The sequence below is a fragment of the Rhodoblastus sphagnicola genome, assembly GCF_002937075.1.
Lineage (GTDB): Bacteria > Pseudomonadota > Alphaproteobacteria > Rhizobiales > Beijerinckiaceae > Rhodoblastus > Rhodoblastus sphagnicola.
In genome coordinates this window covers 17,488-31,976 of record NZ_NHSJ01000036.1, presented here as the reverse complement: position 1 = coordinate 31,976, position 14,489 = coordinate 17,488, and the positions used below count along the sequence as shown (strand labels likewise).

The following is a 14,489-nucleotide window of genomic DNA, read 5'->3' as shown; positions in this document are numbered from 1 at the left end:
CCTGCGCCTTCATGCTACGGCGGATTGATACGTTGCAACAAACGACCACGGCGATGCAGAGAGCATTCCCATTCTCGATCATCGGCTCGCAAATATGTACGCCGATCACATTCGACTACGCTCCAACGACCGACTGGTTGCGCCGCCTACTGAACCAAAGCCTGAAAACTTTCAACGGAATCGCCGTATCGTTCATTGTAGCTCGCAATCACGGCCGTTTCCAGCCGGCCTCCGTCAACGTCGGCCACACGACGCGGCGAAGAAGCGCCTGGCGCGTGTTCGTACTTCCAGGTGATCCCGTCGAGGTAAACTGGCCGGCGCAGGCGCTTGCCGCCGAGAAGGGCCAGCAAGGCGGCCGAAATGGCCGGGTAAGGCGTAGACTCGCTATCGCTCAACCATTCCCGAATATCCGCCTCCTCGACGCTGAAATCGATGCCCGCCGCGACCAGTTTGGAAATCACGTCGGCGCCTGTGCTTGTTGTTGCAAAATGCAGCGTTGGCAGCGGATTGGGCGCTTTTGGGAGACGTTTGCATATGAAGGCGAGGATCGATAATTCGTCGCCTGGAGGTTGAGATGGCGGCGGCGGCGCCTGCGGAACGCGCGGGGCGGCCTGGAAATCCATCTGGGGCGGGGCAGTGGCAAGGACGCGTGCGAAGGTCGCTCGATGGAGACGACTGAACGCCGCTGGAGGGGGGCTGGAGACCGCATTTGCGGGCGCTGGCTGCGCTGACTTTCTGACCAGCGCCGTCCTGTTCTCGACGGCGACAGGCATGAAGCGCCACGCATCAGCCGAAAAACGCAAGGCGCCGGCGGCATGCCCCGGAGAGCCTGCGCCGAAGGTCTGGAGGTTGCGCGTGAACACGATCGCGGTCGCGTAAGCTGGGCATGCGCCTGAAGGAGGATCGACGCCGTTGCTGAGGATCAGGTCGGGATCCTGGCTTCGCCATATTTGCGATGTGAACACATCCGGGTGAAACCATGGCCGCACGATCATGACCGAGGTATAGTCGAAAGAGACGCGCCCGACGCCGGCGCCGGCGCCTTGCGGCAGGGCGTCCCGCAGCGAGGCGGGCGCGCCCGCGACGAGCGCCGCCATTTCGCCAGCCGACATTTCAAAATGCAGCCAGTCGTGTCCGGCCGCGAAATCGCTGGGGGAGATCCCAGCCGGCGCATATTGGCCGCCGCTCGGATCCGTCAACAGGTCGATGTCCGGATTGAAGTCGCGCGACCATTGCGCCCAGCGGGATTGCGGGTTCGATGCCTCGGCCTCGCGCAGGAGCTGCAATGCGCGCTCGATCGCCGCCCGGCGTCCGACCGTTTCCCATGCCGAGGCGGCGGCGTCGATCTGCGCGCGCATCAAGGGTTCACCCGTTTCCTTCCAACTTCGCCTTACTTCCGGGTCTTCGCTGAGTTCACCCGTAACGCGATGCGCGGCGTAGTCTTCATTCGCCGCGATCCAGGCGTCGCGGTACTGGCGATAGGTCAGAAGCGCGGCGCTATCCGAATGCGAACCGTCCGCCGCGGCGACATAGAGAAGCGCCTCGGCCGCGCCGGTATCTGGAGAACTGTCGGAGCTTTCCGCGACCTCCGCGCGCGCAAGCACCTCGCGATAGACATCCCATAATTTGCGCTCGGTCGCCGTCGCAACAATGTCGTGTGGCAGAAAGTTGACAATGCGCGCGAAATCCGCGGCGGCGTTATAATCCGCCGCCGTCGAGGGGGACAGAATGCGCCCGATTTCTGCCGGCGAGAACGTCAGCGGCGACAGGAAGGGGAAGCACAGCATGCTCCCGGCATCCTGCGCGAAGATCCTTTTCGCCTTCTCCATGAGCGCGATCTGAACGAAGGCATCCATGCGCGCCTCTCATATCCAGGCATTTGCAGGGATGTCGGGGGACGGATCTGGACTTTTCGGCATGACATGGCATTTGAAACCGATGAGTTGCATGCCATCGATGCTCATGGTGTTGTTTTCGAACTTGAAGCCGTAGTCGCGCCGTGTGTCGCCCGAACCGGATCGGTGCGAGCCGCTGCCGGCGACGAAAAACGGGCCGAAGGCGAAACATCCGCCGCCGCTGCTCGCCTGGCTCTTGGCGTTGTTGACGAAATCCGAGAAGCCATGGCTCTCCCCGAATTGCAAGGAGAGATTGCGCACGAAGATCGCGGAAGTGGGGTATGCCGGCATCTTGCCATTCGGCGGGTTTCCGCCATCGCAAAGCCGGTCTCCTTTCACGGCCACATTGTTTTGATCAAAGCGCCAGTAGTGGCTGGTGAGAAAAGCGGGCCTGAACCAAGGCCGCGCGATCGGGACTTGCGCAATCTCGAAGGTCATGTTGACGGAACTGCTGTCGAATGTGCCGTGATATTCGCTGTGGCTGCTTGCTTCTTCATGAGATCCGCCGCCGCCAAAGCCAAAGAATGTCGCGCCTCCGCGCCCGCCGCTCTTCGACCAGCTGTAACTCGAATTCGAGTGGGTTTGGTAGTCGCCAGCGGAAAAGCCGAACTTGCTCCAGCCGGTCGAAGTTGCGAAATTGCCGGGCACAAGCGAGGTAAAAAAGAAATCCGAACCTGAGACGGGGGAGGTCAGCAGCGCTTGTTCCATTTGCTGAAGGTAACGCTGCTTGATGAGCGCCATATCGCGCTGTCCGATTTGTTCGAAGAACGCCGCGATCTTCTCATAGTCTGTTTTGTGACCCGAGGTCTGCCAATCCGCCATCGCTGCGTTGACGGCATCGCGATAGATGTGAGCATTGATGGCCCAATCATGGATGGCGCGAGCGTTTGTAGCCGTGAGCGCGTCGATTCTATGAGAATTGTACTCAAGCGCGGCTGCATCATAGGCCTGCTGCTTCTGGTGGTAGAGGATAACAAGATCGCTTGGCTGCTGCGTCTCGGTCTCCTCTCCGGTGATGATGTCCTTCGCCTTCACCGTTTTGCTCAAGAGTTTGTTGAGTTTGTCGATTTGTGCGACGGTCTCCGGAGGCAACTCGACCTTCATGACCTGACTCATGCGCAATGTGTAATCGTAAACGTCCGAGAGAGTGCCGTCGTTGTTCTGTACGGACATGCGCGCAAACTGGCTGTTCGTGCCAGCCGCGACATCGGGAACGAAATCCAGAAGGCGCGCCAGATTCTCAGCCTGCATGTAAAGACGCATCGTGTCCTGCGCCATCAACTGATTGAGCTGATCCGGCGTGAGCGGCGCCGGTTGTACGGCGGCGCCCGATGCGGCGGCGGCGGACGGTTGCATCGCGTCCGCCGCCGATTTTCGGACAATGCCGGTCAGCCCTTGCGAAAGGAACCGGAGATCCTCGGGATCCATCGGTATTCCCGGTGTGCACCAGCTGAAGAAGTTATCCTGAGAAGGCGGGACGACATTGTCTCCGCTGGTAAGGACATCGTACAGTTTCGCCATGATTGTGTTGGCGAGCACGCTGGGTTCGAGTAGCGCCATTCAACCGTCCTCCATTTAGCACTGCATGGAATTTTTAATTAAACGAAGTAAAAAAATATTATCTTAATGTAATATAAAACGCCATAATATTTCAAAGAATCCGGTCAATCATGGAAAAATACATAGTTTTGCCGCAGATTACCATTTGGTGTTCATGATAAAGAAATATAGTATGGATTATCGGCATTCAGCTTGTTGATGGCTCGGGTGGTGATCCATTTTGCCAGAACTGGATGGAGGCAACGGTGTCGATGCTTTCAGTCTGCAATTGTTCAAAGAATTGATACAGGTCAACGCCGGTATACTGACCTCCCGGAGCGCCGCCGATAATTTCGACAAGGGCAATATGTAGATGGGTTGGAGTCCCGCCAAATTTGCATATTGTGCCGATCAGATCGCCGCGAGCAACGACGCTGTTCACACCTATGCTGTCAGGAACGTCGGTCAGATGCGTATAGAATGCGCCCATTTTGTCATTGGGCGAGCGCATGAAAATCTGCGCCCCAAAAACCTTGTCGGTATCCGCTGACGGGTCGTGTCGCTGAAATCTCGTGATATGAGCATCAAAGGCCGCATAAACAGGCGTGCCCTCGTCCGCGCCAAGATCCATTCCGTATTGAATGTACCAGTTCGGTCCGACGTGGCCACCCTGGTTGGGTCCTCCAAGTCCTCGGGTGTAACCTGAAGGGTTGAGAGGAGCGCTGATGTTGATGGAAAACGGTTCAGGCATGGATGCGCCAGTCAGCTAGTGGAAGGCAATTGGTTCGCGATCTCGGAAGGTATTTCATCGGAATTCCAGGCCAGACTGTCGCCGGCGATCGCCCCCTCGATGTCTTGAATCTTGTTCTGCATGACGACCATCTGATCGCCGTTCAGGTCGCCGATCAGCGTGTTGACGTCTATGTTTAGCGCCTTGGCGACATCGTTGGCGTACTGCACGGGATTGTTGCCGCCATCGGATGCGGGCGCATACTTCTTGAACGCATCCAGGATTGATAGTGAGGCGTATGCGGGGCCTTGGAGAAGCTTCGCGATCGCATCGAAGCCAGTCGACCAATCGGGGAAAATCAGGAAGTTATGCCAGGAGAATTTTCCAGGATATTGCCCGAAATCCGGGCCACCTGGCACGCCCGTGATATTCCCGGGATTGTTGTTCATCCAGGAGAAGCTGCCCGGGCGGTTTCGCATGTGCGGCTGGCCGCGCGCAATCTGGTCAGAATAAATGACAAAGTAGTAAATTTCTGAACCGTGTCCGGAGTAGTCATTGGAATCACCCGGATTGGAGTCCGGGAACCAGTCGCGCCTCGGAATGTTCTGCGCGCGTGAGATATTGCCACCCCAGTACCAAATATGATCCCCGAGCTCAAGCGCCATTGTACGGCTCCGTGGCGAAAAACGCGGCAAAACAATGTCTTATAGCCGAGACTTCGTTGTTTATTTATGATGTCATGGGATACCAAAAACAGTCAAGAGGATACCATGATAACAATTTCATGAAGAGCGCTATTATCGATCTGAAATCATTGCAAAAAGTTATGTTCAGGGCTCGTAAATTATTTCATATCACGAAAAAGTGCGTCCTTGGGGGCGTTCGCGGCGAGGGGGATTTTTTCGCCAGCGCCCCTGCTGCATCTTGCGGCCATCCCATCGACCCGCTTTGGCCAGGACCTGTTTAAGCATCGCGATTGAGGCGCGTCCGTCCGAGACGCGCGCCAGATTTCCTGTCTCTTGAACTGCGCGGCCAAAACTTCTATATAACTCTCAACAAAGATGAATCCGGGCCCCTCTGGCGAGGACCCCGACGCGTGTCGGGCAACCTCGCGATGTCGGATCGCCGTATCCCGCGCCGTTGCGCTGGAAGCGGTGGTTTGTGTTGGGCTCTGATCTCTTACGAACTCCCGACCCAGACATCCGCCTTTCACGCATACGGCGCCCGTAAAAGGAACCGTGATGTCGGAGACGCATAATTCCGGATGGCCTTCGCAAGTCTGGCGCTTCCGCGCGGACAATTGCCGAAATCAGCGCAAAAACGAACGATTTGACGCGACCGTTGCGGCGGACGCGTGGACGGCGCGCGCCTTTGGACCGATGCGATCAGCCGATCACAGAGCGAGGAGTTGAACATGAACAGTCTCAGTGACCGCGCCAAAGCCCATGAAGCCGCGTTCCAGCACGAGGAGGACATGGCCTTCCGTCTGACCGCGCGCCGCAACCGTCTGTTCGGCCTTTGGGCGGCAAGCCGACAGGGCCTCGCCGGCGAGGCGGCGGAGGCTTACGCCCTGCTGGTCATCGCGGCGGATTTCCAGGCGCCGGGCGACGAGGACGTCATCGCCAAGGTGCGCGCCGATCTCGCCGGCAAGGCCTCGGAAACAGAGGTGCGGACGGAACTCGACCGCGCCGCCGCCGAAGCGCGCCGCCAACTGGCGGCGTCCTGACGGGCGTTCCGAGGCAGGCCAGTGACCCTTCTCGCCGACCGGATCAAGGATTTTCCGATCCTGCGCTGGCCGGCCCAACCACCGCGTCCGGGCTGGACGGCGCAGAAACTCGGCGCTGTCCGGATCGGACGTGGACCTGAAACCGCAAAGGACAAGATCATGATGGATTGGATCAAGACTTTCAAAGACGCCGCCTCGACGGCGCGCCAGACCCTGCTCGACGAGGTGGGCAAGTTCAAGAACAAAGACTTCCTCGAAGCGACCGTCGCCTCCTGCGCCCTCGTCGCCGCTGCGGACGGCTCGATTTCGAGCGAGGAAAAGAAGAAAATGGTCGCCTATCTCCAGGCGTCCGACGAGCTCAAGGTGTTCAAGCTTGAGGAGGTCATCGCCTTCTTCAACCAGATCACGGCAAAATTCGATTTCGACGCCGATATCGGCAAGATCGAAGCCATGAAGGTCGTTGGCCGCCTCAAGGGCAATGACGCAGCCGCCCGCACAATGGTGCGCGTCTGCTGCGTGATCGGCGCGTCCGACGGCGATTTCGACGACAAGGAAAAATCCGCCGTGCGCGCGATCTGCGCCGAACTCGGCCTCAACGCCGGCGATTTCGGGCTCTGAATGACGGCGCGGCGGCGGCGAAACCCCGCCGCCGCTTTCCCAACAAACTGACCTGCGGACGCCCAAATGGACTATTTCAGCGCCACATACTTGATTCCATTGCTTGAAATCATCTGGATCGACATTCTGCTTTCGGGCGACAACGCCGTCGTCATTGCGATGGCGTGCCGATCCTTGCCGGCCAATCGGCAAAAACTCGGCATTGGGCTGGGCGCCGGCACTGCGGTCGTCCTGCGCATCATCTTTGCGACCGTCATCACCTATTTGCTCGCGGTTCCTTATCTACGCATCGGCGGCGGCGCGCTGCTGCTCTGGATCGCCATCAGGCTGGTCAAGTCCGAAGAGGACGAAGCGCATGAACTCAAGGCGCATGAAAGCCTCTTTGGAGCGGTCCGAACCATTGCGCTGGCCGACCTTGTCATGAGCCTCGACAATGTCGTCGCCATCGCCGGCGCCGCCAAGGGGAACATCTCCTTGTTCGTGATCGGTCTCCTCATTTCGATTCCCTTTGTCGTCGGCGGCGCGTCGCTGATCTCCACGCTGATTCAGCGCTTTCCCCTCCTCGTCTGGTTCGGCGGCGCGCTGCTCGGCTGGATTTCCGGAGAAATGATCGTCGGCGACCCCTTTGTCGCCAGCTTCGCGCACGATTTCAGCGCCGCGTACGGCTTCGGAGACGCATTGCCGCACTACGCCGCCGCGCTCGCCGGCGCTCTGTTCGTCGTCGCGGTCGGTTTCCTTCTCTCCCGAAGGAAAGCTGCGTCGATGGGCGATCCCGCTTAAGGCTTCACCGCCTTTGAGATCGGTCTCATGTCTCGCCAATGCCGATCTCGCCAGGATGGTCCGCTTGCGCTGGCGCCGTTGATCCTGCTTTCGGGCGACAGTCGCGGATGAACGTCTCGATCCTCGGTCCGCCGCCGGGTTTGCTTCTGTCACTCCGCCAAGCTAAGACCATGCCTGCATTGGGGAGTAGGCGACGTCTCAGGACGGAACGTCATCAACATGATGGGCTCCGGCTCTGGTGACGCGGGTGGTTGCACTCTGGCGAGACCGATGCGCAACGCTAAAAGGCGAACCGACGCCGCCAGAGGACATCATGCTGCAAACATTTATCCTTGCCTTCAGCCTCTCCACGGACGCCTTCGCGGCTTCCGTTGCGAAAGGGGCGCGCTTCCCCAATATGGGCGTCGCCCGCATCGCCGCGATCGCGCTCAGCTTCGGGCTCATGGAAGCTTGCGCGCCATTGGTGGGTTATATTCTCGGTAAGCAATTCGCGGGGACGATCGAAGCGTTCGACCACTGGATCGCCTTCGGGATCCTCGGCTTTCTGGGCGGACGCATGATCTGGAAGAGTTTTGAGGAAGACGCTGAAGAGATCGGCGCCGCCATGCCGACCGTCGCCGCGGTTTTCGCGACTGCGCTTGGAACGAGCGTTGACGCAACGGCGGTAGGCGTGAGCCTCGCGCTTTTCAGCGACAACATACCTTTGACGCTGCTGACGATCGGCGCCGTCACCTTGATGATGACATTGATTGGCCTCCGCCTTGGCGGCGTCATCGGCGAACGCACCGGAAAATGGGCCGAGCGGCTCGGCGGCGTTGGCCTGTTTGCCATCGGGACGAAGATCTTGATCTCCCATCTTACGGGATCCCCGATCAGTATGATGTAATTTCGCTTATCCGCAGCTTGACGCTCACGGCGGCGGTCCCGCTCAATCTCAAAATGGCGCCGCCTCCGAGAAACATGCTGGCGCCCAGGGCGATAGCGCCACTGCGAGTCGGTCAACGACAGCTGATCAGACAGGTGGGAATCCAACTCTATTGAGGAAGCACATCGGCAATGTCAGCTGAGATCGCATGGATTGCTGAAGGCAAGTCGCGACCCCTGGCGTCGCAAGCTTCGACGTCGCGGATGGGCTGCGCAGGATTTCAGGCGGCTTCGTGCAGGTGCGAATGGAACGGCTCTCTGATCATTTGATCGATTTCCGCGAGCGGTCTCGGCGGAGAGAACAAAAAGCCTTGAAAGTTCGTAACGCCGAGGCTCGAGAGAATCTCGAGCTGCTTTTCCGTTTCAACGCCTTCGACAACGAGCGACAGATTGAGGCGTTCGGCGAGGTTTATGACGGCGGTGATGACCGCGAGCGATTTCGGGTTGCTCAAGTCGATCACGAAGGCGCGATCAATCTTTATTTTGTCGAATGGGAATGTGTTCAAGTAGCTCAGGCTGGAGTAGCCCGAGCCGAAATCGTCGAGTGAGAGCCGCACGCCCGATCGCCTGAGGCGCTCGAAGACGATACGGGTGGCTTCGGCGTCGCGGATCAGTATGGCTTCGGTGACTTCGACTTCGAGCCGATCAGGCGCCAGGCCGGCCGCAGGCAAGGCCCGTTCGATCATGGCGACGACGTCGCGGCGCCGGAACTGAACCGGCGAAAAATTCACCGCCACGCGAATGTCCGCCGGCCACGCGGCGGCGTCACGACAGGCGCTTGCAAGCACCCATTCGCCGATTTCGACGATGAGGCCCGTTTCTTCCGCAATCGGTATGAAGACTTCCGGCGAGACGAGTCCACGAGTCGGATGGCGCCAGCGCAACAGGGCTTCGAACGTGTTGACGCGATGGCTGCGGACATCGACGATCGGCTGGTAGAAGAGTTCCAGTTCGTCGTTGGCGATAGCCGCACGCAGATCATGTTCGATTTGGCGCTTCAGCATTGCTTCCGCCTGCATCGACGCGTCGAACTGACGGAAGCAGGAACGACCGAGCGCCTTGGAACGATACAACGCCAGGTCCGCGCATTTGATGATCGCTTCGCCCGTACTCGCATCCCGGGGGAACGACGCCGCGCCGATACTTGCCCCGACCACCATGCTGTGGCCTTCGATGTGATAGGGCGCGCTCGTCGCGGCGATCAGGCGACTGCAAATCGCGTCAAGGTCTTGAGGGCCAACCGTTGGGGCAAGGATGATCGCGAACTCGTCTCCGCCGAAGCGCGCGACCAGACTCCCGGCTCTAACGGTCGCCGTCAGCCGCTCCGCGACTTCGCACAGGAGCTTGTCGCCCATCGGATGGCCGAGGGTGTCGTTGACCTCCTTGAAGGCGTCGAGATCGACGAACAAGACAGAGAACGTCAGATTGCTTTCGCTGCACGCCTGAACGGTCATTGCGAGCTGGTCGCGGAAGCGAAGACGGTTGGACAGCCCGGTCAAGGAGTCGTACATGGCCATGCGTTCGATTTTTTGCGAAGCGCGTCTGGTGGCGGTGACATCGTCGATGACGATCAGACGCCCACCCTCGTCCATCGCGTGACATCGGACCTCGAAGATGCGCTCGCCCAGCACGGCGACAAGCGGCTTGGAAAACGGCGCGTTGAACAGCCGCCCGATATCCGCGATAAACGCCGCGCGCTTGCCATCGGCGAGTTTGGCGGCCGAAGCGATTTCTTCGGCGAGTTGTCGCACGGGGCAGCCCGTCAAATCCAATTCGATGCCGAACATTGTGGACAGCCGATCGTTGACGACCGTCAATACGCCATGTTCGTCCGCCATGCAGATGCCGATGGGCATGTTGTTCAGCGCGACATCGTAGCGCCGTTTTTGCCGGTTCGCATCACGCCGACGCAAGTGCGCAATGCCGACCAGACCGCCGATGATGATGATAGAAGCGGGAACAACTTGCAGCATGGCCAATCGGATTTTCCGGCCGACGGTCGACTCCTGGCGCGTGACCTCCACCCTGGCGAGCATGTCCTGGCTCAATCGCTGAACGTCCGCCAGCATCTTTCGACGATTCAAGACGGCCGCTTCGTCGGTGGCCTGTATGATCGCCGCTTTTGGCGAGACTTGGAGACACAGTCTCGCCGTGTCCGCCTGATAGGCGATGAACTCATCTATCCGCAGGGAAAGCCGGGATTTCTCGGAATCGGACATCTGGTCGCCGATCCCCGACAACAGAGTCGTGCGACGATATGCGATCTCTCGCAGGTCGTCTTGCAGTTCGACGGACCTCTCGCGCGCGCCGCGCGGATCGTCAGCGACCATGATCGCCATGACTTGCGCGACGGTTTTCTGGACGTCCTGGGCGAGGACATTGGCTTCGTTGGCGACGCTGAAAGCATCGAAAATGGTTTCCGCCTGCCGCCGTTCGAGGTCGCCGAGATAGACGACGAAGGCTGAGAGCGTGGCCGCGACAAGGCAGGACGCGCCGAGAACGGAGGCAACCTTGGTTCTGACAGCGAGACGCAAGAAGCTCATGCTTGATTTGTCCTCATGAAGACCAACTGTGACTGCTCGAACCGGACATCAGGCTGCGCGCACGTCGGCGATGTATGTGGAAATGAACTGGGCGAGCGCCGCCGCCTCCTGCGCATGGGTCTGCGAGGCGGCGCGAAGCCTTTCAGCTTCGGCGTCTTGCATTTGCGCCGCTCTTTGCATCGCCACCATGCTGTTTCCAACCGTTCCGGCCTCTTGCGCGGCCAACAGCGCCGATTGGGCGATCTCGCGGCTGATCTCGCGTTGCGCGGCGGCGGCTTCGGCCACCTGGGACGCGATCGCCTCCATCCGGGCGATGGTGGCGCCGTTGCTTTCGGCGGAGGCGGCCGTGCCGGCTACCGCGGTGTCAATGGAGGCGATGTGAGACGCGATCAGGCCAGTGGCGGAGGCCGTGCGCGCAGCCAGAGCTTTCACCTCATGGGCGACCACGGCAAAGCCCCGGCCATGCTCCCCGGCGCGCGCCGCCTCAATGGTTGCGTTGAGCGCCAGGAGGTTGGTTTGGGCGGCGATGCTTTCGATCAGGGAAGCGGCTTCGCCAATGCCGCCGACAGCCTGCGACAGACCGCCAACCTGCCGCAGCGCGTCCTGAATGTCCGCGCGCGCCTCCACTGAAACCGCGCTCGACGCATGGGCGTGGTCATGGATGACCGCTGCGGAGCGCGTCAGGGCGTCGGCGGCGTCGGCGACACGGCTGATCGCGCCCGCGGCCGCCTCCGCCGCCCGGGTGGCGGCGGCCGACTGGTCCTTGGTGTCTTCCGATGTCTTTACAAGACATTCGGCTCGATCGGTCATTTCCGCCACGGACCCGTTGAGCGCCTGCATGGCGTGTTCCGCGTGACTGCGGAAGTTGGCGGTCGCTGAGTCCAGCTTGTTGGCGCGCGCAATCTCGCGCTGCGCCTTTCGGGCGGCCTCTGCGCCCAAAGCCTGCTTTTCGGCGAGCATGTCGCGAAAGGTGACGACGGCGCCAGCCATTTCGCCGATTTCGTCGCGACGCCGCGAATCCTTCAAATCGAGGTTGAGGTCGCCGGCGGCAAGGTTCAGCACGCCCTTGCGCAAACGGTCGAGCGGCCTGCGGATGTGGATCTCGCAGACATAGCCGCCAAATAAAACCCCGAGCAGCGCCGTGAGCGCAGAAATGGCTGCGATCGTCATGACGCGGCGCTGCCGCGCCGCTTCTGCGGCAAGGCGTTCGGCGCGCGCGCTCGCCATTGTCTCGTCGCTGAGTTTTTTCACCGCGGCCAGCATGGACTTGCGATTGGCGACGGTGCTCTCGTCATTGATCTGGACAATGGCGGCCTTGCGCGAAACCTTGACGGAAAGGGTCATTGTATCCGTCTGGTAATCCACGAATTCGGCTATCCGGGCCGACAGGCGCGCCTTTTCGGCTTCGGACAGGCGCTCGCCGACGATGGCGAACAGATCGGTCTTGAAGGCTTGGATAGCGCCTAGCGCGCCTTGAAGTTCCGTGGTGGCCTGGCGTGAGTTTGCGTCGTCATCCGCCAGTAGGACGCTATCCACCGATGCGACGGCGCGCTCAACCGATTGGGAGATGTTTGAGGCCAGAACGGCAATTTCGAAGGCATTGTCGATCCGCAGCTCCTGGTCGCGGTCGAGCTTGCCCTGCACGAACGGAGAGGCCGCGACGGCCACCAGAATTACGGCGAACATGCCGATGATGGCCGAAATCTTGGTGGTAAGTCGCATGGGACGCAACCGCAGGTTGTTTCATTCAACCTGCGTAGCTCACGGTTGTTACTCGGACTTTAAGAACTCTGTCATGAAACTGACAAAGGCCGCGCATTCTGTCGCGTGGCCAAGATTCAACGAATTTGTTGTTGTCTTTCCTTAATTTACCAAGCCAGTCGAGGTCTCATTAAATAAGTATTGAATGTGATAGAGACGGACATCCGTAAATAAATTGCGAAATACCGCCGTGCTTAATATGGTGATAATGACCGCGCCTTCGCACCTTATCCGCGCTTCCGTCCAGCCCAAGGCGCCGCCGGCGAATACAACGGGAAATTCATGTGCGGGCAATTCGTGCTGCGCGGCGGCTCGTGCGCGACGCCTGAGAACCATATCCGTTCGACCTATCGCAATTTTTTTCCTCCCGACGCCCGCTGGCAGTTTTCGGGCGTACGCTTGGCGGAGGACGACGATGACGCTTGAACTGGGCTTCCAAACGAGATCGGACGAGGCTTTTCGCGCAGCCGTCGTCTCCGGGCTTTCTCGCAAACAGAAATCGATCCCTTGCTGCTGGCTCTATGACGCGCGCGGCTCGGACCTGTTCAACGCGATCACGCGCATCGAAGATTATTATCCCACACGAACAGAGACGGAGATCGTCTCGCAAAACGCTCGGGATATGGCCAACTTCTGCGGCGAGGGCGCTGTGCTGCTCGAATATGGCGCGGGCTCCGGGATCAAGACCGAGATCCTCATCGACGCCTTGCGCGCGCCTCGGCTCTACCTTCCCATCGACATAGCCGCCGATGAACTCGCACAAACCACAAGCCGCATCGCCAAACGTTTTCCCAGGCTTGACGTGTTCCCGATCGTCGCGGATTTCACGCGCGATTTCGATCTGCCCCCGGCGCTGCCTTTTTCGGATCGGCGATGGTGACGGCCGACGCCTTGCGCCGAGGCGGGCGTATACTCTTCATGCACGCGCCAATTCTGGCTGCAATCATTGGGATTGATTGAAAAATATCATATTCGGCGGTGAAGACGAGAGCGCCCCGCACTTCGAGCAATCCGAAACTGAAACCGGTATATTGGCCCGTGTCGTAGGTGCATAACACCTTCAGGTTTTTGACGTTCGCCGTTGTAATTTCGTCCAGCGCGGAAAAGCGCTCGGAGGTCAGCGTCTTGTTGTAGCTCGGCCAATCGGCGTCGCCTTGGCCATGCAAGCCGATCCGCTTCGTCGGCGACGGACGATTGCCGACATTCGCGGCCGTTTCAATGGCGATCGTTCCCTTGGGCGCGTTCATGATGAGTTCGGGCAGCGACGAAACCATCAAGCAGGTGGTGGCGGCGGGCCTCGGCCTCACCGCGCTGTCGCGCCACGTTCTGGCGCTCGACGCCGCCTCGGGCGCCTTGCGGGAACTCGACGTTCAGGGCTTTCCGATCGAGCGGCAACGGTATGTCGCGCATATGGCCGCCAAGACCCTGTCGCCGCCCGCGCGCGGATTCCTGGAGATTCTAAAGCGGCGCAAGGCAGAGGCGGTATGGGCGATCGGAATGAAACATTTCGGATTTCCGATTCCGGTTCGGATGTGGCCGGACGGGTTTCAACTGGCCAGACCCGCCGCGCCCAGCGCCGTGAGGAGCGCCGCCTCGTCATTGTCGGAGGTGTCGCCGGAGGCGCCCGCCGCGCCAATCACCGCGCCGGCCGGGTCGCGGATCAGCACGCCGCCGGGAACCGGCACGATGCCTTCGGTCAGGACCGAGCCGAGCGCGCCGATGAAATAGGGCCGGTCCTGCGCCATTTTCTCGATCATGCGTGAACTCACGCCCAGGCTGATGGCGCCGCGCGCCTTGCCATAGGCGACCCGCCAGCGCTCCAGGCTGGCGCCGTCCTCAACCGCCGCCGCGCGCAAGGCGCCGCGCGCGTCGAGCACGACAATTCCCATGGGTTTCAGGCCCTTTTCGCGCGATGCGGCCAAGGCGGCTGCGACAATTTTCTGTGCGTGTTCGAGCGTCAACATGGGCGATCC

The 14,489-nt window shown here is 60.1% G+C and carries 14 protein-coding genes and 2 pseudogenes; 8 read left to right on the top strand and 8 right to left on the bottom strand.

Annotated features, from left to right (window positions below; translation table 11 throughout):
• Positions 1-146: 146 nt before the first annotated feature.
• From CCR94_RS04540 to CCR94_RS04525, 4 genes are all read right to left on the bottom strand, one after another.
• Entirely contained in the window at positions 147-1,856 is a 1,710-nt protein-coding gene (locus tag CCR94_RS04540) for a hypothetical protein (RefSeq protein ID WP_104506690.1), read from the bottom strand.
• A 9-nt stretch (positions 1,857-1,865) separates the two neighbouring features.
• Entirely contained in the window at positions 1,866-3,455 is a 1,590-nt protein-coding gene (locus CCR94_RS04535) for a hypothetical protein (protein WP_146089855.1), read from the bottom strand.
• A 187-nt stretch (positions 3,456-3,642) separates the two neighbouring features.
• The gene (locus CCR94_RS04530) at positions 3,643-4,185 is read right to left on the bottom strand and encodes a M23 family metallopeptidase (RefSeq protein ID WP_104506688.1); all 543 of its coding nucleotides are present in this window, start codon (positions 4,183-4,185) and stop codon (positions 3,643-3,645) included.
• Positions 4,186-4,196: 11 nt separating this feature from the next.
• The gene (locus tag CCR94_RS04525; protein WP_104506687.1) at positions 4,197-4,829 is read right to left on the bottom strand and encodes a hypothetical protein; all 633 of its coding nucleotides are present in this window, start codon (positions 4,827-4,829) and stop codon (positions 4,197-4,199) included.
• A 749-nt stretch (positions 4,830-5,578) separates the two neighbouring features.
• Between CCR94_RS04525 and CCR94_RS04520 the strand changes: the two genes are divergently transcribed.
• The 4 genes from CCR94_RS04520 (at position 5,579) to CCR94_RS04505 (ending at position 8,174) form a co-directional block, all read left to right on the top strand.
• Positions 5,579-5,890: a DUF1476 domain-containing protein gene (locus CCR94_RS04520; protein ID WP_104506722.1), complete on the top strand. Its 312-nt coding sequence runs from the start codon at positions 5,579-5,581 to the stop codon at positions 5,888-5,890.
• 21 nt (positions 5,891-5,911) lie between these two features.
• Positions 5,912-6,508 (top strand): tellurite resistance TerB family protein, encoded by a 597-nt coding sequence (locus tag CCR94_RS04515; protein WP_206605774.1) that lies wholly within the window; start codon positions 5,912-5,914, stop codon positions 6,506-6,508.
• 66 nt (positions 6,509-6,574) lie between these two features.
• Complete coding sequence (locus CCR94_RS04510) at positions 6,575-7,288, top strand: TerC family protein (RefSeq protein ID WP_104506686.1); 714 nt, start codon at positions 6,575-6,577, stop codon at positions 7,286-7,288.
• Positions 7,289-7,601: 313 nt separating this feature from the next.
• A complete protein-coding gene (locus CCR94_RS04505) occupies positions 7,602-8,174 on the top strand; it encodes a manganese efflux pump MntP (protein ID WP_104506685.1) in 573 nt (190 codons plus the stop codon).
• A 259-nt stretch (positions 8,175-8,433) separates the two neighbouring features.
• Here the strand turns inward: CCR94_RS04505 and CCR94_RS04500 are convergent, their stop codons facing one another.
• Positions 8,434-10,551: a putative bifunctional diguanylate cyclase/phosphodiesterase gene (locus CCR94_RS04500; protein ID WP_158254615.1), complete on the bottom strand. Its 2,118-nt coding sequence runs from the start codon at positions 10,549-10,551 to the stop codon at positions 8,434-8,436.
• Between the two features lie 3 nt (positions 10,552-10,554).
• On the opposite strand from CCR94_RS04500, the gene CCR94_RS26300 reads away from it, so the two are divergent.
• Positions 10,555-10,677, top strand: coding sequence for a hypothetical protein (locus CCR94_RS26300; protein WP_275112800.1), 123 nt, complete (start codon positions 10,555-10,557; stop codon positions 10,675-10,677).
• 126 nt (positions 10,678-10,803) lie between these two features.
• Here the strand turns inward: CCR94_RS26300 and CCR94_RS04495 are convergent, their stop codons facing one another.
• Positions 10,804-12,477, bottom strand: a complete 1,674-nt coding sequence (locus CCR94_RS04495; RefSeq protein ID WP_104506683.1) for a methyl-accepting chemotaxis protein — start codon at positions 12,475-12,477, stop codon at positions 10,804-10,806.
• A gap of 255 nt (positions 12,478-12,732) precedes the next feature.
• Here CCR94_RS04495 and CCR94_RS25890 point away from each other — a divergent pair.
• Both CCR94_RS25890 and CCR94_RS04485 read left to right on the top strand, forming a co-directional pair.
• A pseudogene (locus CCR94_RS25890) lies at positions 12,733-12,942 on the top strand (ergothioneine biosynthesis protein EgtB); the annotation flags it as partial.
• Positions 12,932-13,396, top strand: a complete 465-nt coding sequence (locus CCR94_RS04485) for an L-histidine N(alpha)-methyltransferase (protein ID WP_104506682.1) — start codon at positions 12,932-12,934, stop codon at positions 13,394-13,396. The pseudogene CCR94_RS25890 and the gene CCR94_RS04485, both read left to right, overlap by 11 nt.
• Here CCR94_RS04485 and CCR94_RS04480 read toward each other — a convergent pair.
• Positions 13,341-13,763, bottom strand: coding sequence for a hypothetical protein (locus tag CCR94_RS04480; RefSeq protein ID WP_146089854.1), 423 nt, complete (start codon positions 13,761-13,763; stop codon positions 13,341-13,343). The genes CCR94_RS04485 and CCR94_RS04480 overlap by 56 nt on opposite strands.
• Here CCR94_RS04480 and CCR94_RS26545 point away from each other — a divergent pair.
• Positions 13,735-13,926: pseudogene (locus CCR94_RS26545) on the top strand (LysR substrate-binding domain-containing protein); the annotation flags it as partial. The gene CCR94_RS04480 and the pseudogene CCR94_RS26545 overlap by 29 nt on opposite strands.
• A gap of 137 nt (positions 13,927-14,063) precedes the next feature.
• Here the strand turns inward: CCR94_RS26545 and CCR94_RS04470 are convergent.
• The gene (locus CCR94_RS04470) at positions 14,064-14,480 is read right to left on the bottom strand and encodes a GlcG/HbpS family heme-binding protein (protein WP_104506679.1); all 417 of its coding nucleotides are present in this window, start codon (positions 14,478-14,480) and stop codon (positions 14,064-14,066) included.
• Positions 14,481-14,489 lie beyond the last annotated feature (9 nt).